A 22,270-nucleotide genomic window follows, 5' to 3' on the forward strand; every position below is an offset into this window, starting at 1 on the left:
GATTTTTCGAAGGTTTTAGGAAGAGGGTGGCGGGCGTGGCATTGCGTGCCTAGAGGGAGCGTGGCTATTCTGTGGAACCTTTTGCCGCGCAGTTTCGAGGCCGATAATCCGGATGAAAATAAAAAGAAAACCAATAATTATAGCACCAAAAACTGCAAATAAAAATTTTCTTTACCTGAGGCACACCCATGAACAGAGGTCTTCATCAACCCGGCGAGTTTCGTGACAACTGCGGGTTCGGTCTGATCGCCCACATGGAAGGCCAGGCCAGTCATGACCTGCTGCAGACCGCGATCGAATCGTTGACCTGCATGACCCACCGCGGCGGCATCGCCGCCGATGGCAAGACCGGCGACGGCTGTGGCCTGCTGCTGAAGATGCCCGAGGCCTTCATGCGTGCCGCCGCCAAGGAGTCGCTCGGGGTCGAACTGGGTCGGCGCTTCGCGGTAGGGGCGATCTTCCTGCCCGATGACGACGCCCGCGAGGCCGCCGCGCGGGAGACCCTCGAGCGTGAGCTGGAGGCCCGCGGCCTGACGGTTCAGGGCTGGCGCGAGGTGCCGGTCGACCCGAGTGTCTGCGGCCCCATGGCGCTGGACTGCCTGCCGCGCATCCGCCAGCTGTTCGTCGAGCCTGGCGAAGCCGCCGAGGGCGCCTTCGACGTGGAGCTCTTCATGGCGCGTCGCCGCGCCGAGCAGGCGTTGAGGGATGAGCCGGACTTCTACGTCAGCTCGCTGTCCGCCGAGGTCGTCTCCTATAAGGGGCTGGTGATGCCGGTCGACCTGCCGGCCTTCTATCGTGATCTGGGCGATGCGCGCCTGGAGACCGCGATCTGCGTCTTCCATCAGCGTTTTTCCACCAATACCGCGCCGCGCTGGCCGCTGGCCCAACCGTTCCGCCTGATGGCCCACAACGGCGAGATCAATACCATCGAGGCCAATCGCGGCTGGGCGAACTCGCGCAAGGAGAACTTCGCCAGCGAGCGTCTGCCCGACATCGCCGAGCTCGACGAGATCGTCAACACCGTCGGTTCCGACTCGTCGAGCATGGACAACATGCTCGAAGTGTTGCTGACCGGCGGCATGGAGCTGCATCGCGCGGTGCGCATGATGGTGCCGCCGGCCTGGCAGAACGTCGAGATCATGGATGGCGACCTGCGCGCCTTCTACGAGTACAACTCCATGCACATGGAGCCGTGGGACGGGCCGGCCGGCGTGGTCATGACCGACGGTCGCCAGGCCGTCTGCATGCTCGATCGCAACGGCCTGCGCCCGGCGCGCTGGGTGATCACCAAGAACGGCTACATCACCCTGGCCTCCGAGGTCGGCACCTACGACTATCGGCCCGAGGACGTGGTGGCCAAGGGTCGCGTCGGCCCGGGCCAGATACTGGCCGTGGACACCCAGACCGGCGAGGTCCTGCACACCGAGGACATCGACTCGCGCCTCAAGTCCGCCTATCCCTACAAGCGCTGGCTGAAGCAGGAGGCCAACTACCTGGAGTCGGCGCTCACCGAGCTGGCACGCTTCCAGAACATGGACGCCGAGTCGCTGGCGGTGCGCCAGAAGATGTTCCAGGTCAGCTTCGAGGAGCGTGACCAGGTGCTACGCCCGTTGGCCGAAAGCGGCCAGGAGGCGGTCGGCTCCATGGGTGACGATACCCCCATGGCGGTGCTGTCCGGCAAGCGGCGCCTGCTGACCGACTACTTCCGCCAGAAGTTCGCCCAGGTCACCAACCCGGCCATCGACCCGCTGCGCGAATCGATCGTGATGTCGCTGGAGAGCTGCATCGGTGCCGAGCGCAACGTCTTCGCGGCGACCCCGGACCATGCCCACCGGTTGGTGCTGACCACTCCGGTGCTGTCGCCGCGTAAGTTCACCGCCTTGGTGAACCACGAGGACCCGGCCTTCAACAGTCACTCCCTGTCGCTGGCCTATGATCCCGAGACCATCGGACTCAAGGCCGCGCTGCAGGCGTTGTGCGACGAGGCCGCCCAGGCCGCCCGCGACGGCAAGGTGCTGCTGGTACTGTCCGATGCCGAGGTGGCGAAGGGCCAGCTGCCGATCCATGCCGCCCTGGCGGTGGGGGCCGTCCACCATCATCTGGGCCGCCTGGCGCTGCGTCCACGGGTCAACCTGATCGTCGAGACCGGCTATGCCCGCGACGCCCACCAGATGGCGGTGCTGTTCGGCGTGGGTGCCACCGCGGTCTATCCGTGGCTGGCCTACCAGGTCATGGCCGACATGCACCACACCGGCGAGCTGGTCGGCAACCCGGCGGATGCCCGCGAGAACTATCGCCGTGGCCTGCAGAAGGGGCTATTCAAGATTCTCTCCAAGATGGGCATCTCGACGCTGGCCTCCTACCGCGGCTCCCAGCTGTTCGAGGCGGTGGGTCTGGCCTCCGAGGTCATGGAACTGTGCTTCACCGGCATGGCCTCGCGTATCGAGGGGACCGGTTTCGCCGAGTTGCAGTGGCAGCAGGAGCTGCTGGCTCGGGATGCTTGGTCGCCGCGCAAGCACATCTCCCACGGCGGCCTGATGAAGTACGTCCATGGCCACGAGTACCACGCCTACAACCCGGACGTGATCAAGACGCTGCAGGAAGCGGTGCAAGAGGGGGATTACGTCAAGTGGAAGAAGTTTGCGGCACTGGTCAACGAGCGTGACCCGGCCACCATCCGCGACCTGCTGCGCATCAGGCCTGCCGAGACGGCGCTGCCGCTGTCCGAGGTCGAGCCGGTCGAGGATCTGCTGCCACGCTTCGACAGCGCCGGCATGTCGCTTGGCGCGCTGTCGCCTGAGGCTCACGAGGCCCTGGCCCAGGCCATGAACGAGGCCGGAGGACGCTCCAACTCCGGCGAGGGCGGCGAGGACCCGGCCCGCTATGGCACCGTGCGTTCCTCCAAGATCAAGCAGATCGCCTCCGGGCGTTTCGGCGTCACCCCGGCCTACCTGGCCAACGCCGAGGTGCTGCAGATCAAGGTCGCCCAGGGCGCCAAGCCCGGCGAGGGCGGCCAGCTGCCCGGCGGCAAGGTCAACGCGCTGATCGCCCGGCTGCGTTATGCGGTGCCCGGGGTGACCCTGATCTCGCCGCCCCCGCACCACGATATCTATTCCATCGAGGACCTGGCGCAGCTGATCTTCGATCTGAAGCAGGTCAACCCGAGCGCCCAGGTGTCGGTGAAGCTGGTTTCCGAGCCCGGTATCGGCACCATCGCCACCGGCGTGGCCAAGGCCTATGCCGACCTGATCACCGTGTCGGGCTATGACGGCGGCACCGCGGCCAGCCCGCTGACCTCGATCAAGCATGCCGGTAGCCCCTGGGAACTGGGCCTGCCCGAGGTTCACCAGGCGCTGCGCATCAACGGCCTGCGCGACAAGATCCGCCTGCAGACCGATGGCGGCCTGAAGACCGGGCTCGATGTCATCAAGGCGGCGATTCTCGGCGCCGAGAGCTTCGGTTTCGGTACCGCGCCGATGGTCGCGCTGGGCTGCAAGTACCTGCGTATCTGTCACCTCAACAACTGCGCGACCGGCGTGGCCACCCAGCACCAGGCCCTGCGTGACGAGCACTTCCGCGGCACCGTCGACATGGTCAAGCACTACTTCCGCTTCATCGCCGAGGAGGTGCGCGAGCTGATGGCCCTGCTAGGCGTGCGGCAGCTCACCGAGCTGATCGGGCGTACCGATCTGCTCGAGGCGATCGAGGGCGTGACCGACTCCCAGCGTGGCCTCGACCTGTCGCCGCTGATGACCAACGACTTCGTGCCCGCCGAGGCGCCGCAGTTCTGCCAGGTCAGCCGCAATGTGCCCCATGATCCGGGCGCCAAGAATCAGGAAATGCTCGCGGCACTCGAGTCGGCCATCGCGGACAAGTCCGGCGGCGAGTTCGACTTCACCATCACCAACTGCGACCGCTCCGTGGGGGCGCTGATCTCCGGCACGATCGCCAAGCGCCACGGCGAGGCGGGGCTCGAGGACGCACCGCTGACCGCCCGCTTCACCGGCGTGGCCGGCCAGAGTTTCGGGGTGTGGAATGCCCGTGGCCTGCACCTCTACCTGGAGGGCGACGCCAACGACTACGTCGGCAAGGGCATGAACGGCGGCAAGGTGGTGATCGTGCCGCCCCGCGGCAGCAGTTTCGAGAGCCACCAGACGGCGATCGTCGGCAACACCTGCCTGTATGGCGCCACCGGCGGCAAGCTGTACGCCGTGGGCACCGCCGGCGAGCGCTTCGCGGTGCGCAACTCCGGCGCCCATGCGGTGATCGAGGGCTCCGGCGACCACTGCTGTGAATACATGACCGGAGGCCTGGTCACCGTGCTCGGCGAGGTGGGCGTTAACTTCGGTGCCGGCATGACCGGCGGCTTCGCCTATGTGCTGGACGAGGACCGCACCTTCGTCGACAAGTACAACCATGAATTGGTGGAAATCCACCGCGTCAACACCGAGGCCATGGAGGCCCACCGGCGACACCTGAGGGAGATCATCGAGGCCTACGTCGCGGAGACCGGTTCGCAGCGTGGTCGCGACATCCTCGAGGACTTCAGCGACTTCATTCGCCATTTCTGGCTGGTGAAGCCCAAGGCGGCGAGTCTCGCCGGCCTGCTGGATCAGTCCCGGCGTCAGCCGGAATGAGTGAGGCGTCGGCGCCCCGATCAGGTTCGTATTAGAGGAATATTTTCATGGCCAACCGTTTGAATAACGACTTCCAGTTCATCGACGTGGGTCGTCAGGACCCCGAGAAGAAGCCGGCATCGGCGCGGGCGAAGCAGTTCGCCGAGATCTACGAGCCCTTCCAGCCGCAGGACGCCGCGAATCAGGCGCACCGCTGCCTGAGCTGCGGCAATCCCTACTGCGAATGGAAGTGCCCGGTCCACAACTACATCCCTAACTGGCTGCAGCTGGTCAGTGAGGGCAACATCCTGGAGGCCGCCGAGCTTTCTCACCGCACCAATTCGCTGCCCGAGGTCTGCGGTCGAGTGTGCCCTCAGGATCGCCTCTGCGAAGGCGACTGTACCCTCAATGATGGCTTCGGTGCGGTGACCATCGGCTCGGTGGAGAAATACATCACCGACACCGCTTTCGCCATGGGCTGGCGCCCCGACATGTCGCGGGTCGCCTGGACCGACAGGAAGGTGGCGATCGTCGGTGCCGGCCCGGCCGGCCTCGGTTGTGCCGACATCCTGGTGCGTAACGGTGTGAAGCCGGTGGTGTTCGACAAGCACCCCGAGATCGGCGGCCTGCTGACCTTCGGCATCCCCGAGTTCAAGCTCGAGAAGACCGTGATGGAGCGGCGCCGCGCCGTCTTCGAGGAGATGGGCATCGAGTTTTGTCTGGGCGTGGAGATCGGCGGCGACATGTCCTTCGACGCGCTGCTCGCGGATTACGACGCCGTCTTCCTCGGCATGGGAACCTACAAGTCCATGGAAGGCGGCTTCCCCGGCGAGGGCCTGCCCGGCGTGCACAAGGCGCTGGACTACCTGATCGCCAACGTGAACCACTGCCTGGGCTTCGAGAAGGATCCGGCGGACTACGTCTCCCTGCAAGGCCAGAAGGTGGTGGTGCTGGGCGGCGGCGATACCGCCATGGACTGCAACCGCACCGCCATCCGTCAGGGGGCCGAGGCGGTGACCTGCGCCTATCGTCGCGACGCAGACAACATGCCCGGTTCGCGCAAGGAAGTGGCCAACGCCCGCGAAGAGGGCGTGGAGTTCCTGTTCAACCGTCAGCCGGTGGCGGTGGTCGGCGAGGACCGGGTCGAGGGCGTGAAGGTCGTGCGCACCCGGCTCGGCGAGCCCGACGAGAACGGCCGTCAGCGGCCCGAGGTGGTGCCGGGTTCCGAAGAGGTGGTGGCCGCCGATGCCGTGGTCATCGCCTTCGGTTTCCAGCCCACTGACATCGATTGGCTGGCGCCCAACAACGTCGCCGTCGACGAGCGGGGGCGGGTGACCGCGCCGGAGCAGGGCGCCTACGCCTTCCAGACCAGCAACGAGAAGATCTTCGCCGGCGGTGACATGGTGCGCGGCTCCGACCTGGTGGTCACCGCCGTTTACGAGGGGCGTCAGGCCGGCGAGGGTATCCTCGATTACCTGGGTGTGTGAGCGGCGTGCTACAAACCGCCCCGAGATCCAGCCTCGGGGCGGCTTTCGCATCGTCGGATATCCTGCTGCTGATTGGCGGCTTGCAGCTCAAATTGAGCCGGGGGGTGCTCTCTGCTATTCTGACGTCCCATCCGGGCCCGGTCTTCTCCAGGCCTTCTGATCACGATTCGACAGGTTCTCCATGACACGATATATCTTCGTGACCGGCGGCGTTGTGTCCTCTCTTGGCAAGGGCATCGCGTCGGCCTCGCTGGCGGCGATTCTCGAGGCCCGCGGCCTCAAGGTCACCATGCTCAAGCTCGATCCCTACATCAATGTGGATCCGGGTACCATGAGCCCCTTCCAGCATGGCGAGGTGTTCGTCACCGAAGATGGGGCGGAAACCGATCTGGATCTCGGCCACTACGAGCGCTTCATCCGCACCAAGATGAGCCAGGCCAACAACTTCACCACCGGGCGCGTCTACGAGCATGTGCTGCGCAAGGAGCGTCGCGGCGACTACCTGGGCGGCACCGTGCAGGTGATCCCGCACATCACCGACGAGATCAAGCATCGCGTCTATGAAGGTGGCAAGGGCGCCGACGTGGCGCTGGTCGAGATCGGCGGCACCGTCGGCGACATCGAGTCGCTGCCGTTCCTCGAGTCGATCCGCCAGATCAGGAGCGAGCTGGGCGCGAGCCGGGCGATCTTCATGCACCTGACCCTGGTGCCCTACATCCAGACCGCCGGTGAGACCAAGACCAAGCCGACCCAGCATAGCGTCAAGGAGTTACGCTCGATCGGCATCCAGCCGGATATCCTGATCTGTCGTAGCGAGGTCGAGCTCGAGGAGAGCGAGCGCCGCAAGATCGCGTTGTTCACCAACGTCGAGGAGCGGGCGGTCATCCCGCTGCAGGACGCCGATACCATCTATCGCATTCCGCTGATGCTGCACCAGCACGGCCTGGACGAGATCGTCTGCGACAAGCTGCGCCTGGAGGCCGACGAGGCCGACCTCGGCGAGTGGGTTCATGTGCTCGATGCCAAGCTCAATCCGCTCAAGTCGATCAATATCGCCATGGTCGGCAAGTACATGGAGCTGCTCGACGCCTACAAGTCGCTCAACGAGGCGCTGGTGCACGCCGGCATCCAGACCCGGGTCAAGGTCAACATCGACTACATCGATTCCGAGGACATCGAGCGCCACGGCCCGGAGCGTCTGGCCGGCAAGGATGCGATCCTGGTGCCCGGCGGCTTCGGCGAGCGCGGCGTGGAAGGCAAGATCGCCACCGCTCGCTTCGCCCGCGAGAATGACATTCCCTATCTCGGCATCTGCCTGGGCATGCAGGTCGCGGTGATCGAATTCGCGCGGAACATCGCCGGTTGGAGCGATGCCAACTCCACCGAGTTCACCCATGACACCCAGCATCCGGTGGTCGGGTTGATCACCGAGTGGCTGAGCCCCGAGGGCAAGATCGAGCTGCGCGACGCGGCCTCTGACCTGGGCGGCACCATGCGCCTGGGGGGCCAGGTCTGTCATCTGGCGTCCGGCTCCCGGGCACGCGACGCCTACGGCAACGAGGAGATCGTCGAGCGTCATCGTCACCGCTACGAGGTCAACGACCAGTTCGTCACCGATCTGGAGCAGGCCGGCCTGGTGGTGTCCGGCAGGAGCGTCGACCGCTCCCTGGTGGAAATGGTCGAGCTGCCCGATCATCCTTGGTTCGTGGCTTGCCAGTTTCATCCGGAGTTCACCTCCACGCCGCGTGACGGCCATCCGCTGTTCACCGGCTTCGTCAACGCGGCGCTGGAGTACAAGGCAGCCCGCACACGCGCCCAGAACACCCCGCAGGAGTGAGTGTCATGCCCGCCCCGGAACGCCCGATCGACATAGCCGGCCTCCGGGTCGGCAATGACCAGCCGCTGACGCTGTTCGGCGGCATGAATGTGCTGGAATCCCGCGAGCTGGCCCTCGAAGTGGCCGAGGCCTATGTCGAGGTCACCGGCCGGCTCGGCATGCCCTATGTCTTCAAGGCCAGCTTCGACAAGGCCAACCGCAGCTCCATTCATTCCTTCCGTGGCCCCGGCCTCGACCGAGGGCTCGAGATATTGGCCGAGGTGAAGGAACGCTTCGACGTGCCGATCATCACCGATGTCCACGAGCCTTGGCAGGCGGCCCCCGCCGCCGAGGTCGCCGACGTCATCCAGCTGCCGGCCTTCCTGGCTCGCCAGACCGACCTCGTCGTGGCGATGGCCGAGACCGGCGCGGTGATCAACATCAAGAAGCCGCAGTTCGTGGCCCCTCACGAGATGCGCCATATCCTGCGCAAGTGCGAGGAGGCCGGCAACGATCGGCTGATCCTCTGCGAGCGCGGCACCAGCTTCGGCTACAACAACCTGGTGGTCGACATGCTGGGCTTCGGCGAGATGAAGGAGACCGGCTGCCCGCTGCTGTTCGATGTCACCCATTCCCTGCAGCAGCCGGGCGGCCGCTCCGACAGCGCCGGTGGACGCCGGGCGCAGGTCGCCGAGCTGGCTCGTGCCGGCGTGGCGGTAGGGCTCGCGGGGATATTTCTGGAGTCGCATCCGGATCCCGACAACGCCAAGTGCGACGGGCCCTGTGCCTTGCCGCTCGACCGCCTCGAACCCTTCCTCGCCCAGCTCAAGGCGCTGGACGAGATGGTCAAGGGCTTTTCACCGCTCGAGATTTCCTGATTCTCCCACGCTGATGCATTCACGCTGACTCACTTAGGACGAGACAACATGACCCAGATCGTCGATGTTCGCGCCCTCGAGGTGCTCGATTCCCGTGGCAACCCCACCGTTCAGGCCGAAGTGCGCCTGCAGAGCGGCGCCGTGGGCACGGCCTGTGCCCCGAGTGGCGCCTCTACCGGCTCCCGCGAGGCCCTCGAGCTGCGTGATGGCGACAAGGCCCGCTACCTGGGCAAGGGCGTGTTGAAGGCCGTGGAGGCCGCTAATGGCGCGATCCGTGAGCGTGTCGTCGGCATGGATGCGCGCGACCAGCGAGCCCTGGACGACGCCATGCTCGAGCTCGACGGCACCGACAACAAGGCCACGCTGGGGGCCAACGCCATCCTCGCGGTGTCGCTGGCCGCCGCCCGGGCCGCCGCCAATGCCAAGGGCATGCCGCTCTACGCCCACATCGCCGAGCTCTACGGCCAGCCGAACCGGTTCCGCATGCCGGTGCCGATGATGAACATCCTCAATGGCGGCGAACATGCCGACAACAACGTCGACATCCAGGAGTTCATGATCCAGCCGGTGGGTGCGCCGAGCTTCCGCGAAGGCCTGCGCATGGGCGCCGAGATCTTCCATGCCCTGAAGAAGGTGCTCGCGGGCCGTGGCCTGTCCACCTCGGTGGGCGATGAGGGTGGCTTCGCGCCGAACCTGGCGTCCAACGCCGAGGCCCTGGCGGTGATCAAGCAGGCGGTGTCCGATGCCGGCTACGAGCTGGGTCGCGACATCACCCTGGCGCTGGATTGCGCCTCTTCCGAATTCTTCAAGGATGGCCAGTACCGTCTCTCCGGCGAGGACAAGAGCTTCGACGCCGCCGGCTTCGCCGACTACCTGGTGGATCTCTGCGATCAGTATCCGATCGTCTCCATCGAGGATGGCATGGACGAATCCGACTGGGACGGCTGGCAGGCGCTGACCGACAAGCTCGGCGACCGCGTGCAGCTGGTCGGCGATGACCTGTTCGTCACCAATACACGCATCCTCAAGCGCGGCATCGATGAGCGGATCGGCAACTCCATCCTGATCAAGTTCAACCAGATCGGCTCGCTCTCCGAGACCCTGGATGCCATCCGCATGGCCCAGGATGCTGGCTTCACCGCGGTGATTTCCCACCGCAGCGGCGAGACCGAAGACACGACCATCGCCGACCTGGCCGTTGGTACCGCCGCCGGCCAGATCAAGACCGGTTCGCTGTGCCGCTCCGATCGTGTCGCCAAGTACAACCGCCTGCTGGTGATCGAGCAGGAGCTCGGCGAGCGTGCGGACTACCCCGGACGTGACGCTATTCAGGGGCAGTGAGTACCGCGGGTCGGTGATGCCTGTGTAGGAAATTGCTGACACGCTCGCGGCGAAATCCAAGACATTTCGCCTGCCGATGCCGGCACCCATGGGTGTCGGCATTTTTTATGCCATTGTTTTTAAAGGTTTTTTTGGTTTCTTTGTGGCGGCATGGTGTGGTGGGTGGCGCGAGGGCCCGGTTGAGAACAGGCTCAAGGCTGCCAGAATGCACAGCGGGACAAGGGAGAGGAGAGCTCTCCCGGCAGGACGCCACGGGATGCAATGCTGAGCGAGCCCGGTACGGCAGGACGCCGTTTCCGGACAGGGAAGCTCTAGGAGTTCGAACGGAAGGAACCGTTCAAGGATGGCTAGGAGCGGGCGGCCTGCGGGCCGCCTTCTTTGCGTCGGTGTTCTCCTTCATCGCACGGTGTAAGACGACGACGCCGAATGTCGAAAGACATTCGGCGTCGTCGTGTCCGGGCGTGGTGTGCAGGGCTCAGCGTTCCAGCTGGTCCGCCTTGCCGGGCTTGCCGTCCCACTCCTCGGCATCGGGCAGCGGGTCCTTCTTCTCGCTGATGTTCGGCCACGTCTCCGCCAGTTCGGCGTTGATCTCGATGAACTGTTCCTGTCCTTCCGGCAACTCGTCCTCGGAGAAGATCGCTTCGGCCGGGCACTCGGGCTCACACAGTGCGCAGTCGATACACTCGTCGGGGTGAATCACCAGGAAGTTGGGGCCTTCGTAGAAGCAGTCCACCGGGCAGACCTCGACACAGTCGGTGTACTTGCACTTGATGCAGTTCTCGGTGACGACGAATGTCATGCCAGTCTCCCTCCTCGAGGGCCGGGGCGCGCCGCGGCCGATCGGTCTTGAATTTCGAATTTGGTTATAAAAAAACTATATTTTATAATAAGTAGCGCTTGATCGGACCATTTTAGTCGGCCCGCCAGGGGCCCGCAAGCCATGCCGTGCGGGCCCCTGGCGATCGCCTGGTGGTGCGTCGGTCCTACAGGCTGTTCTGCCAGTGATACAGCCACTCCAGCGCCTGACGCGGGCTCAGTTCGTCCAGCGCCAGCCCCGAGAGGTGCTCTACCACCGGGTGCGGGGCGCTGGCGAACAGGTCCGCTTGCTGGGGCTGTGGCGCGATGCCGTCGTCGGGCGGATCGCTGGGGCTGCGCTGACCCTGGTCGACCTCCTGCTGTTCCAGCGTCGCGAGCTTTTCTCGGGCCCGCGAGATCACGCCCTGGGGCACGCCGGCCAGCTGTGCGACCTGCAGGCCGTAGCTCTGGCTGGCCGGCCCGTCTTCCACGCTGTGCATGAACACGATGCCATCGCGATGCTCGGCCGCCGTCAGGTGCACGTTGGCCACGCCGGCGGCCTGCTCGGCCAGCGCGGTCATCTCGAAGTAGTGGGTGGCGAACAGCGTGAAGGCGCGGGTACGGGTCAGATGTTCGGCGCTGGCCCAGGCCAGCGACAGGCCATCGAAGGTGCTGGTGCCGCGGCCGATCTCGTCCATCAGCACCAGGCTCTGGTCGGTGGCGTTGTGCAGGATGTTGGCGGTCTCGGTCATCTCCACCATGAAGGTCGAGCGGCCGCCGGCCAGGTCGTCGGAGGAGCCGATGCGGGTGAAGATGCGATCCACCGGGCCGATGCTCGCGGTGTCGGCGGGGACGAAGCTGCCGGTGTGGGCGAGCAGGGTGATCAGCGCGGCCTGTCGCATGTAGGTGGACTTGCCGCCCATGTTGGGGCCGGTGATCACCAGCATGCGTCGCTCGTCGTCCATCGCCAGATCGTTGGGCACGAAGGGCGATTCACTGACCCGCTCGACCACCGGATGGCGGCCGCCACGGATATCGAGTCCCGGTGCCTCGGGCAGCGAGGGGCGTGCCAGGTCCAGCGAGCGGGCTCGTTCGGCCAGCGCGGCCAGCACGTCCAGGGCGGCCAGGGCCCGGCCGGTCGCCTGAAGAGGCGCGAGTTCGGCGTTGAGATCATCGAGCAGGCCGTCGTAGAGCAACTTCTCACGGGCCAGGGCGCGTGACTTGGCCGACAGCGCCTTGTCCTCGAACTCCTTGAGTTCGGGGATGATGAAGCGTTCGGCGTTCTTCAGCGTCTGACGGCGGATGTAGTCCACCGGCGCCTCGCGGGCCTGGGCACGGGGGATCTCGATGTAGTAGCCATGCACCCGGTTGTAGCCGACCTTGAGGCCGGCGAGCCCGGTGCGTTCGCGCTCGCGGGCCTCCAGCTGCACCAGGTAGTCGCCGGCGTTCTCGGCCAGGCCGCGGTGCTCGTCGAGCTCGGCGTCGAAGCCTTCGGCGATCACGCCGCCGTCGCGGATCACCACCGGCGGGTTCTCCATCAGGGCACGGTGCAGGGTGTCGGCGAGCTGGGGGTAGGGGCGGATATGATGCTTGAGCTCGTCCATGGCGGTGCCGTCATCATAGTCGGCCAGCTCGGCTTCAAGCGCGGGTAGGGCGGCCAGGGCATCGCGCAGCCGGGCGAGGTCGCGAGGGCGGGCGCTGTACAGCGCCACCCGGGCGAGGATGCGCTCCACGTCGCCGATCGCCTTGAGCGTCTCGCCCAACGGCATGAAACCATCCCGATCGAGCAGGGCGGCCACGGCGGCCTGGCGGGCGCCGACCCGCTCGCGGTCGCGTAGCGGGCGATTGAGCCAGCGTTTGAGCAGTCGCGAGCCCATGGCGGTGGCGGTGGTGTCCAGCACGCTGGCCAGGGTGTTGTCGGTACCGCCGCCGAGGTTGATGTCGATCTCCAGGTTACGGCGGCTGGCGGCGTCGATGACCACGGCATCGTCGCGGTTTTCCACGCCGATGGTGGTGACGTGGGGCAGGCTCGACCGCTGTGTGTCGCGGGCGTAGTCGACCAGCACGCCGGCGGCGATGAGGGCGGCCTCCAGGTGGGCGCAGCCGAAGCCGCGCAGGTCCTGGACCGCGAACTGGTCACACAGGGTGCGGGTGGCCGCTTCGAGATCGAACAGCCAGTCGTTCTGCCGGCGCAGGCCACGGCGCTCCTCGAGCGTGGGTGGCAGGGAGAGCCCCTCGGCGATCAGCAGCTCCGCCGGGTCGAGGCGGGTCAGCTCGGCCAACATCTCGGTCTCGCCTTCCACCTCGAGCACGCTGAAGCGCCCGCTGGAAAGCTCCAACCAGGCCAGGCCCCAACGCTCGCCGGCAGGATGGATCGCCACTACCAGGTTGTCGCGACGGGCATCGAGCAGCGCCTCGTCGTAGAGGGTGCCGGGGGTGACGATGCGTACCACCTGGCGTTCCACCGGGCCCTTGGCGGCGTTGGGGTCGCCCATCTGCTCGCAGATGGCCACCGATTCGCCGGCGGCGACCAGGCGGGCCAGATAGTTCTCGGCGCTGTGATAGGGCACGCCGGCCATGGGGATCGGCTGGCCGGCCGACTGGCCGCGCTGGGTCAGGGTGATGTCGAGCAGCGTCGCGGCACGCCGGGCGTCGTCGAAGAAGAGTTCATAGAAGTCGCCCATGCGATAGAACAGCAGCACCTCGGGGTGCTCGCGCTTGATCTTCAGATACTGGGCCATCATCGGCGTGTGCGGCTTGGCGCTGGCCTGTGACATGGGCTTCCTTGACTGGCTGTGGAGACGATAGAAGTACACGGCGATCGGGATGGCGTGAGGCGCCATGCATATCGCGGACAAAGCCAGTATTCTACGCCCAAGGATGGCCGTCGTCAGGGTCATTGCGACAACCTCAGGGCCACCTCGCCGCGTGGCGCCCGCGCTTCGTGGCTGCCGCGAGCGGCCGAATGCGAGAATCTGGAGGGAAATCGATGCCCGTATCGCCCGAGACGCGTCGTCTCGCCGAGCGCCTCGGCGCGCTGTGCCGCGAGGGCGGCATGAGCGTGGCCACCGCCGAGTCCTGCACCGGCGGCGGGGTGGCCAGTGCCATCACCGATATCGCCGGCAGTTCGAGCTATTTCGAGACCGGTTACGTGACCTATTCCAACGCCGCCAAGTCGCGCCTGCTGGACGTGCCCGGGGCGCTGCTCGAGCGCTTCGGGGCGGTCAGTCGCGAGGTGGTCGAGGCCATGGTCGCCGGCGCCTGCGCCGAGAGCGGCGCCGATATGTCGGTGGCGATCAGTGGGGTCGCCGGGCCCGGCGGCGGCAGCGACGAAAAGCCGGTGGGCACGGTGTGGCTGGCCTGGGGAGCCCCGGGGCGCATGCACGCCGTGTGTCATGTCTTCCCCGGGGAGCGCGACGCGGTACGCGAGCAGGCCGTGGACGCCGCCCTCCAGGGGCTGATCAATGCCCTGGAGTCTGGTTAGGGTGGCCGCGGGCTGGTCGAGCGGCCGATTTTTCGTCATACTACTGTGCAATAATACAGTGCTTTTCGGCGGCCAGCGTGTCGCCACTTCGCCAATGTTTCGTCATCGCCGTGCCCCCACGGCGACCGTTTAGGAGACCCTCATGGCTCAGGACGATAATCGTTCCAAGGCGCTCGACGCCGCGCTTTCCCAGATCGATCGCCAGTTCGGCAAGGGGACCGTGATGCGCCTGGGCGATACCCCGCGCGTGGTGATGCCGTCGGTGTCTACCGGTTCGCTGGGGCTGGACATCGCCCTGGGCATCGGTGGCCTGCCCTTCGGCCGGGTGGTCGAGATCTTCGGGCCCGAGTCATCGGGTAAGACGACCCTGACGCTGTCGGTGATCGCCCAGGCCCAGAAGCAAGGCAAAACCTGCGCCTTCATCGATGCCGAGCATGCCCTCGATCCGAGCTATGCCGAGAAGCTCGGCGTCGACCTCGATGATCTGCTGGTCTCCCAGCCGGACACCGGCGAGCAGGCGCTGGAGATCTGCGACATGCTGGTGCGCTCCGGCGGCGTCGACGTGATCATCATCGACTCGGTGGCGGCCTTGACGCCGCGCGCCGAGATCGAGGGCGAGATGGGCGACTCCCACGTCGGCCTGCAGGCACGCCTGATGTCCCAGGCGTTGCGCAAGATCACCGGCAACATCAAGAACGCCAACTGCATGGTGGTGTTCATCAACCAGATTCGCATGAAGATCGGCGTGATGTTCGGCAGCCCCGAGACCACCACCGGCGGCAATGCGCTGAAGTTCTACTCCAGCGTACGCCTCGATATCCGCCGCACCGGCTCGGTCAAGCAGGGCGACGAGGTCGTCGGTAACGAGACTCGGGTCAAGGTCGTCAAGAACAAGGTCGCGCCGCCGTTCCGCCAGGGTGAGTTCCAGATCCTCTACGGCAAAGGCATCTACCATGCCGGCGAGGTGGTCGACCTGGGCGTGCAGTGTAAGCTGGTCGACAAGGCCGGTGCCTGGTACAGCTATCAGGGCAACAAGATCGGTCAGGGCAAGGCCAATGCCGCCCAGTTCCTCGAGGACAACCCGGCGGTGATGGAGGAGATCGAGAGCGGCATTCGCGCCCAGCTGCTGGCGAGCCCCGAACCCAAGGAAGAGCCTGCCGAGGCCGAGGCGGGCCCGGCGGCGGACGGCGAAGAGTCGTCCTGATCCATGTCGGAGCCCGAGCGTGACACCGCCGCGACGCTGCGCGACGATGCCATTCGCCTGCTGGCCCGGCGGGAGTATGCTTGGGCCGAGCTGCGCGCACGGCTGGTCGCCAAGGGGCATGACCCGGCGGAGGTCGAGGCCGGCCTGACGGCGCTTGCCGAGCAGGGTCTGCAGTCCGACGCGCGCTTCGCCGAGAGCTTCCTGCGCTCTCGGGTCATGCGCGGGCAGGGGCCGGTGCGCATTCGTGCCGAGTTGTCCCGGCGCGGCGTCGATGAGGCCACCGCTCGCCACGCCTTCGATGAGGCCGGCGGCGAGGTCGATTGGTTCGAACTCGCCGCCGAGGCCCTCGCCCGGCGCTTCCCCGGCCCCGGCGAGGGGGTCCGTGAGCGCGCCCGGCGCGAGCGTTTCCTGGCCGGTCGTGGCTTCGAATTCGACCAGCTCCGGCATGCCATGACGCATGCCTGGGACGACGCCTGATCTCCCGCCCCTTTAGTCGCCCGAGCACTGCGCTATAATGGCTCCCTTTGCGGAGACAACACATGCCTGCATGTCGGCGTGGCTCGGTCACCGTGTTGCGCGATTCCCGCGCATCCACGAGGGCCGTCATGCCGGCCAGTCGACGGGCTTTAGCCGGCGCGTTGATGCAGGCAGTGTTCTCCAGAGCCCCGGGTGGCAGTCCGATGATGGCTGCCGTGCCCGTCTTGCGGGCCACCATGCCTATCGCCACGGATACCCCATGAAAAGCGCAGATATCAGACAGGCCTTTCTGAGTTACTTCGAGGAGCAGGGCCACACCATCGTGCCGACCAGCTCGCTGGTGCCGGGCAATGACCCGACCCTGCTGTTCACCAATGCCGGCATGGTGCCGTTCAAGGATGTGTTCCTCGGCCGCGATCCGCGTCCCTACGTCCGCGCCACCTCGGCCCAGCGCTGCGTGCGCGCCGGCGGCAAGCACAACGACCTGGATAACGTCGGCTATACCGCCCGCCACCACACCTTCTTCGAGATGCTGGGCAACTTCAGCTTCGGCGACTACTTCAAGCGCGATGTCATCCGCTTCGCCTGGACCTTCCTCACCGAGGTGCTGGGGCTGCCGAAGCAGAAGCTGTGGGTCACCGTGCATGTCAGCGACGCAGAGGCCGAACGCATCTGGAAGGATGAGATCGGCATCGATCCGGAGCGCTTCTCGAAACTCGACGAGGACAACTTCTGGCAGATGGGCGATACCGGCCCCTGCGGGCCGAGCTCCGAGATCTTCTTCGACCACGGCGCCGAGGTCTGGGGTGGCCCGCCCGGCAGCCCCGAAGAGGACGGCGACCGCTACATCGAGATCTGGAACCTGGTGTTCATGCAGTTCGATCGCGATGCGGGCGGCGAGATGCATCCGCTGCCCAAGCCGTCCATCGACACCGGCATGGGCCTTGAGCGCATCGCCGCGGTGATGCAGGGCGTGCATTCCAACTACGAGATCGACCTGTTCCAGAACCTGCTCGAGGCGGCGGCTCGCGCCACCGGTCATGACGATACGTCGACGCCCTCGCTGCGGGTGATCGCCGATCACATCCGTTCCTGTGCCTTCCTGATCGCCGATGGCGTGCTGCCTTCCAACGAGGGGCGCGGCTATGTGTTGCGCCGGATCATTCGTCGCGCGGTGCGCCACGGCCACAAGCTCGGCGCCCAGGGGCGCTTCTTCCACCAGCTGGTGGAAGCGCTGGATGCCGAGATGGGCGAGGCCTATCCGGAACTGCGCGAGGCGCGCGCTCAGATCGAGCGCGTGCTGCTCAAGGAAGAGGAGCAGTTCGCCCGCACCCTGGATCATGGCATGGGGATGCTCGGAGAGGCGCTGGAGGCGCTCGAGGGGGATACCCTGCCGGGTGAGACGGTGTTCAAGCTCTACGATACCTACGGTTTCCCGTTCGACCTGACCGCCGATGTCTGCCGCGAGCGCGGCGTGAGCCTCGATGAGGCGGGCTTCGAGCGCGAGCTCCAGGCCCAGCGCGAGCGTGCCCGGGCGGCCAGCCAGTTCGGCGGCGCCTACCAGGCGTCGATCGATCTAGAGGGCGAGACCGCCTTCACCGGTTACGAGCGTCTCGAAGACCGAGGCACCGTCACCGCCATCGTCGATCAGCAAGGCAATCCGCTGGACGGCCTCGAGGGCGAACAGCGCGGCATGGTGGTGCTGGATCGCACGCCCTTCTACGCCGAGTCCGGCGGTCAGGTCGGCGACACCGGCTACCTGACGTTCGACGGCGGCCATTTCCTGGTCACCGATACTCAGAAGCAGGGGGGGCATCACCTGCACCATGGGGTGCTGCTCGAAGGCGCGCTGACGGTCGGCGCCGCGGTGACACCGAAGGTCGATGCCAGCCTGCGTGCGGCCAATGTGCGCAACCACTCGGCGACCCATCTGATGCACCAGGCGCTGCGCATGGTGCTCGGTGAGCACGTCGAGCAGAAGGGCTCGCTGGTGACGCCGGAGCGCCTACGCTTCGACTTCAGCCACTTCGAGGCGGTGACCGGCGAGCAGCTGGCCGAGGTCGAACGCCTGGTCAACGATCAGGTGCTGGCCAATGCCGACACCCGCATCGAGCACATGACCCTCGATGCGGCCAAGGAGAAAGGCGCCGCGGCGCTGTTCGAGGCCAAGTACGCCGACAGCGTGCGGGTGCTGACCATCGGCGCCGACACCTTCTCCGTGGAGCTGTGCGGTGGGACTCACGTCGCCCGCAGTGGCGATATCGGCTGCTTCCATATCGTCGCCGAGGCCGGCGTCGCCTCGGGCGTGCGCCGCATCGAGGCGATCACCGGCGAGGGCGCGCTGAGCTACTTCCGCGAACAGGAAGCGCGGGTGGCGCGCATCGGCGAGCGCCTAAAGGCCAAGCCGGAGCAGGTCGAGGAGCGCGTCGAGTCGCTGGTCGAGCGCAATCGCGGCCTGGAAAAGGAGCTCGAACGTCTCAAGTCCAAGCTGGCCAGCGCCGCCGGTAACGATCTGCTCGACGAGGTCCGCGAGATCAAGGGCGTCAAGGTCCTGGCCAAGCGCCTGGAAGGTGTCTCGGGCAAGGAGCTGCGTGGCATGCTCGACCAGCTCAAGAACAAGCTGGGATCGGGGGTCGTGGTGCTCGGCGTCGCCGATGAGGCGGCCGGCAAGGTCAGCCTGATCGCCGGGGTCACCGATGATCTCACCGCCCGGGTCAAGGCCGGTGCGCTGGTCAATCATGTGGCCGGTCAGGTCGGCGGCAAGGGCGGCGGAAGACCCGACATGGCCCAGGCCGGCGGCAGCGATGCGTCGGCCCTGCCGGCGGCGCTGGACAGCGTTCCGGTCTGGATCGAGGACGTGCTGTAAGCATCACGGGGCCGAAGACGGCAGTGTCTTCGGCCCCTCGTGTATCAGGCCTCGCCAATCTTTCATTCATTCCAATGCTAATTCGATAGAGGGACAACGACGCATGGCACTATACGTACAGAAGTTCGGCGGTACCTCGGTGGGCTCCGTGGAGCGCATCAAGGCCGTGGCCGAGAAGGTCAAGGGCTTCCGTGACGCCGGTCATCAGGTCGTGGTCGTGGTTTCCGCCATGAGCGGCGAGACCAACCGCCTGATCGGCCTGGCCAACGACATCAACGACGAGCCGACCCCGCGCGAGATGGACATGCTGGTGTCCACCGGCGAGCAGGTCACCATCTCGCTGCTGGCGATGGCGCTGCACAAGATCGGCGTCCCGGCTACCTCCTACACCGGCTCCCAGGTCGGCATCATGACCGACAGCGCCCATACCAAGGCGCGCATCCAGCGCATCGAGACCGATGACATGCGCCAGGACCTGGACGACGGCCAGGTGGCCGTGGTCGCCGGTTTTCAGGGTGTCGACGATGACGGCAACATCACCACCCTCGGCCGCGGCGGCTCCGATACCACCGGCGTGGCCCTGGCCGCGGCGCTGGGCGCCGACGAGTGCCAGATCTATACCGACGTCGACGGCGTCTACACCACCGACCCGCGGGTCTGTTCACGGGCCCAGCGCCTGGAATCGATCACCGTGGAGGAAATGCTGGAGCTGGCCAGCCTCGGCTCCAAGGTGCTGCAGATTCGCGCCGTCGAATTCGCCGGCAAGTACAATGTGCCGCTGCGCGTGCTGTCCAGCTTCGAGGACGGCGCCGGCACCCTGATCGTTGCAGACTCCGACAAAGACGAGGATTCCATGGAAGAACCGCTGATCTCCGGTATCGCTTTCACCGCCAACGAAGGCAAGTTGACCCTGCTCAACACCCCGGACGTGCCGGGTGTGGCCTCGAAGATCCTGGGCCCGATCTCCGATGCCAACATCGAGATCGACATGATCGTGCAGAACGTGTCGCCGGCGGGCAGTTACACCGACTTCACCTTCACCGTGGCCAAGAGCGACTACAAGCAGACGCTGCGGATCCTCCAGGATCAGGTGCTGCCGTCGCTGGGCGAGGGCGAGGTGAAGGGCGACGACAAGATCGCTAAGGTCTCGCTGGTCGGTGTCGGCATGCGTTCCCACGCCGGGGTCGCCTCCAAGATGTTCCGCGTGCTGGCCGAAGAGGGCATCAACATCCGCATGGTGTCCACGTCCGAGATCAAGATCTCGGTCGTGGTCGACGAGAAGCACATGGAGCTTGCGGTGCGCGCCCTGCATCAGGCCTTCGGCCTGGACAAGGATGACATCGAGAGCGAATAAGGCTTCGCAGCCTGCCGTCAGCTTCTACGCTGATAGGAGAGCCCATGGCTGCCCGAGGCTCGGCTTTCATTCAACGAGCTCATCGGGTGTCATGGGCGATGCCTGCGGACAGCGGGGGTGTCGGCTGCGAGCCGACCCCCGTGCATCGCGGACGAGCATCCCGCAGTCAGAAGTCTGAGAAGGAGATCAGTCATGCTCATTCTGACCCGCCGTGTCGGAGAAACCCTGATGATCGGTGATGACATCACCGTGACCGTGCTGGGTGTCAAAGGAAACCAGGTCCGTATCGGTGTCAACGCTCCGAAGGACGTCGCCGTGCATCGTGAAGAGATCTATCAGCGTATTCAGCGCGAGAGGACCGACGACGAGGATGGTGAAGGACAGGAGTAAGGCCCGCCGTACGGCGAGGGAGTCCGGCCGACGAGAAAATTCGCCGGCCCCTATGGACAAACCCCAGGCGTATCGGTAGGATACGCACCTGTCGATGAGGGAGAGGTGGCCGAGTGGCTGAAGGCGCTCCCCTGCTAAGGGAGTAAGGGGTTTATAGCCTCTTCGAGGGTTCGAATCCCTCCCTCTCCGCCAGCATCGACAAGAAGGTAGGCGCCCGTAGCTCAGCTGGATAGAGTACCTGACTACGAATCAGGTGGTCGGAGGTTCGAATCCTCCCGGGCGCGCCATCTTCTTTCGGGTGATCCTTGATCATCCTCGCAATGAGACATCTCGTTGCCGCCAGCGCCCGTAGCTCAGCTGGATAGAGTACCTGACTACGAATCAGGTGGTCGGAGGTTCGAATCCTCCCGGGCGCGCCAGATTTCGGACCCGTTCTCCTCGCGAGAGCGGGTCTTCTTTATGTCGATACCACGTTTTTTGCTAGTCGGATCGTCGCTCCATAGAGGGATCGAGGTTCGTGATCGTTAGGGCGCCGTCGCATTGCGACGAGCGCCTTTTTTTTGTGCCTGCCACGGTGGCTTAGTCGGCGACGTGATGCGCTCTTTCGGGGGCGGTGGCCGGCGTGGCGTGCTCGTCACCCAGGCCCGCGAGGAAGTCGTCCAGGTCGGTGATCCGGCGCAGTGCCTGGAAGCGTCGCGCGGCCTCGGCGTCGCGGCTTCGCATGTGATTGAGCCATTGTTTCAGCAGCGAGACGACGATCTTGCCTGGCAGCCCGCGCCGCCGAGCCGTCGCATAATCGCTCAGCACACGCGAGCGCGCGGCCCATGAGGTGGCCGGGAATCGCTCGCCGGTGGCCTGCCAGTGGCGGATGCGAGGCGCCAGGCCCGGGTCGGCGAGGGCGCCGCGGCCGAGCATCACGTCGCGGCAGCCGGAAAGGGTGCGCGCCTTCCAGTAGTCTTCGAGCGTCCAGATGTCGCCGTTGGCGATCACCGGGATCGACAGTCGGGCATGCAGGCGGCCGATCCATTCCCAGTGAGCGGGTGGCTTGTAGCCCTCGCGCCGGGTGCGGGCATGCACCGCGAGCTGGCGGGCGCCGCCATCCTCGGCGGCCTGGCCGCAGGCCAGCGCCAGGCGGCGGTCATCGAAGCCGAGCCGGATCTTGGCGGTCACCGGGATGCTGTCGCCCACGGCATCGTGCACGGCGGCCACGGCGGCGTGTACCCGCCGCGGATCGCGCAGCAGCGAGGCGCCCCCGTCGTGGCGGTTGACCAGCTTGGCCGGGCAGCCGAAGTTCAGGTCCACGCTCACGGCGCCGAGTGACAGCGCCTGGCGAGCGTTGGCGGCCAGCGCCGCCGGGTCCGAGCCGAGCAGTTGCAGGTGCACCGGAACGCCGCTCGGGGTGGTCGGCCAGGGCTTGGCTAGTTCGGGGCAATGGCGGTGGAACACCCGTGGCGGGAGTCGCGTGTCGACCACGCGCACGAATTCGGTGACCGTCCAGTCGAAGCCCGGTCCGCGCGTCAGCAGGTCGCGGGTGATGGAGTCGATCACGCCCTCCATGGGGG

General features: G+C 66.0%; 14 protein-coding genes and 3 tRNA genes. 14 read left to right on the top strand and 3 right to left on the bottom strand.

The features are described from left to right. The first annotated feature begins 188 nt into the window (after positions 1 to 188). The 5 genes from gltB to eno all read left to right on the top strand — a co-directional run bounded on the left by gltB (position 189) and on the right by eno (position 10,138). On the top strand, positions 189 to 4,637 hold the full coding sequence (gene gltB, locus ETC07_RS04795; RefSeq protein ID WP_136247374.1) for a glutamate synthase large subunit: 4,449 nt from the start codon (positions 189 to 191) through the stop codon (positions 4,635 to 4,637). A gap of 47 nt (positions 4,638 to 4,684) precedes the next feature. Then, positions 4,685 to 6,103 (top strand): FAD-dependent oxidoreductase, encoded by a 1,419-nt coding sequence (locus tag ETC07_RS04800; RefSeq protein ID WP_136247375.1) that lies wholly within the window; start codon positions 4,685 to 4,687, stop codon positions 6,101 to 6,103. A 181-nt stretch (positions 6,104 to 6,284) separates the two neighbouring features. Then, positions 6,285 to 7,940, top strand: a complete 1,656-nt coding sequence (gene pyrG, locus ETC07_RS04805) for a CTP synthase (protein WP_136247376.1) — start codon at positions 6,285 to 6,287, stop codon at positions 7,938 to 7,940. A 5-nt stretch (positions 7,941 to 7,945) separates the two neighbouring features. Next, a complete protein-coding gene (kdsA, locus tag ETC07_RS04810) occupies positions 7,946 to 8,797 on the top strand; it encodes a 3-deoxy-8-phosphooctulonate synthase (RefSeq protein WP_136247377.1) in 852 nt (283 codons plus the stop codon). 48 nt (positions 8,798 to 8,845) lie between these two features. Further along, a complete protein-coding gene (gene eno / locus ETC07_RS04815) occupies positions 8,846 to 10,138 on the top strand; it encodes a phosphopyruvate hydratase (protein WP_136247378.1) in 1,293 nt (430 codons plus the stop codon). Between the two features lie 475 nt (positions 10,139 to 10,613). Here the strand turns inward: eno and fdxA are convergent, their stop codons facing one another. Then, on the bottom strand, positions 10,614 to 10,937 hold the full coding sequence (fdxA, locus tag ETC07_RS04820) for a ferredoxin FdxA (protein WP_136247379.1): 324 nt from the start codon (positions 10,935 to 10,937) through the stop codon (positions 10,614 to 10,616). Positions 10,938 to 11,121: 184 nt separating this feature from the next. Then, on the bottom strand, positions 11,122 to 13,710 hold the full coding sequence (gene mutS, locus ETC07_RS04825; protein ID WP_136247380.1) for a DNA mismatch repair protein MutS: 2,589 nt from the start codon (positions 13,708 to 13,710) through the stop codon (positions 11,122 to 11,124). Between the two features lie 212 nt (positions 13,711 to 13,922). Here mutS and ETC07_RS04830 point away from each other — a divergent pair, with 212 nt between their 5' ends. The 9 genes from ETC07_RS04830 to ETC07_RS04870 all read left to right on the top strand — a co-directional run bounded on the left by ETC07_RS04830 (position 13,923) and on the right by ETC07_RS04870 (position 21,127). Beyond that, the gene (locus ETC07_RS04830; protein ID WP_136247381.1) at positions 13,923 to 14,417 is read left to right on the top strand and encodes a CinA family protein; all 495 of its coding nucleotides are present in this window, start codon (positions 13,923 to 13,925) and stop codon (positions 14,415 to 14,417) included. A gap of 142 nt (positions 14,418 to 14,559) precedes the next feature. Beyond that, positions 14,560 to 15,621: a recombinase RecA gene (gene recA / locus ETC07_RS04835; protein ID WP_136247382.1), complete on the top strand. Its 1,062-nt coding sequence runs from the start codon at positions 14,560 to 14,562 to the stop codon at positions 15,619 to 15,621. A 3-nt stretch (positions 15,622 to 15,624) separates the two neighbouring features. Further along, on the top strand, positions 15,625 to 16,098 hold the full coding sequence (locus ETC07_RS04840) for a regulatory protein RecX (protein WP_136247383.1): 474 nt from the start codon (positions 15,625 to 15,627) through the stop codon (positions 16,096 to 16,098). Positions 16,099 to 16,357: 259 nt separating this feature from the next. After that, positions 16,358 to 18,964 carry an alanine--tRNA ligase gene (gene alaS, locus ETC07_RS04845; protein WP_136247384.1) on the top strand — a complete coding sequence of 869 codons (2,607 nt, stop codon included), beginning with the start codon at positions 16,358 to 16,360 and terminating at the stop codon, positions 18,962 to 18,964. A gap of 103 nt (positions 18,965 to 19,067) precedes the next feature. Further along, entirely contained in the window at positions 19,068 to 20,318 is a 1,251-nt protein-coding gene (locus ETC07_RS04850) for an aspartate kinase (protein WP_136247385.1), read from the top strand. A 192-nt stretch (positions 20,319 to 20,510) separates the two neighbouring features. Beyond that, the gene (csrA, locus tag ETC07_RS04855) at positions 20,511 to 20,708 is read left to right on the top strand and encodes a carbon storage regulator CsrA (RefSeq protein ID WP_136247386.1); all 198 of its coding nucleotides are present in this window, start codon (positions 20,511 to 20,513) and stop codon (positions 20,706 to 20,708) included. A gap of 99 nt (positions 20,709 to 20,807) precedes the next feature. Next, positions 20,808 to 20,900, top strand: a tRNA-Ser gene (locus tag ETC07_RS04860). 18 nt (positions 20,901 to 20,918) lie between these two features. Then, positions 20,919 to 20,995: transfer RNA gene (locus ETC07_RS04865), tRNA-Arg, on the top strand. Positions 20,996 to 21,050: 55 nt separating this feature from the next. Further along, a tRNA-Arg gene (locus ETC07_RS04870) sits at positions 21,051 to 21,127 on the top strand. Between the two features lie 160 nt (positions 21,128 to 21,287). Here the strand turns inward: ETC07_RS04870 and ETC07_RS04875 are convergent. Beyond that, positions 21,288 to 22,265 carry a tRNA dihydrouridine synthase gene (locus ETC07_RS04875; protein ID WP_136247505.1) on the bottom strand — a complete coding sequence of 326 codons (978 nt, stop codon included), beginning with the start codon at positions 22,263 to 22,265 and terminating at the stop codon, positions 21,288 to 21,290. Between the last annotated feature and the right edge of the window lie 5 nt (positions 22,266 to 22,270).

Origin of the sequence: Halomonas borealis, from assembly GCF_004798905.1 — a bacterium.
GTDB classification, from domain to species: domain Bacteria; phylum Pseudomonadota; class Gammaproteobacteria; order Pseudomonadales; family Halomonadaceae; genus Halomonas; species Halomonas borealis.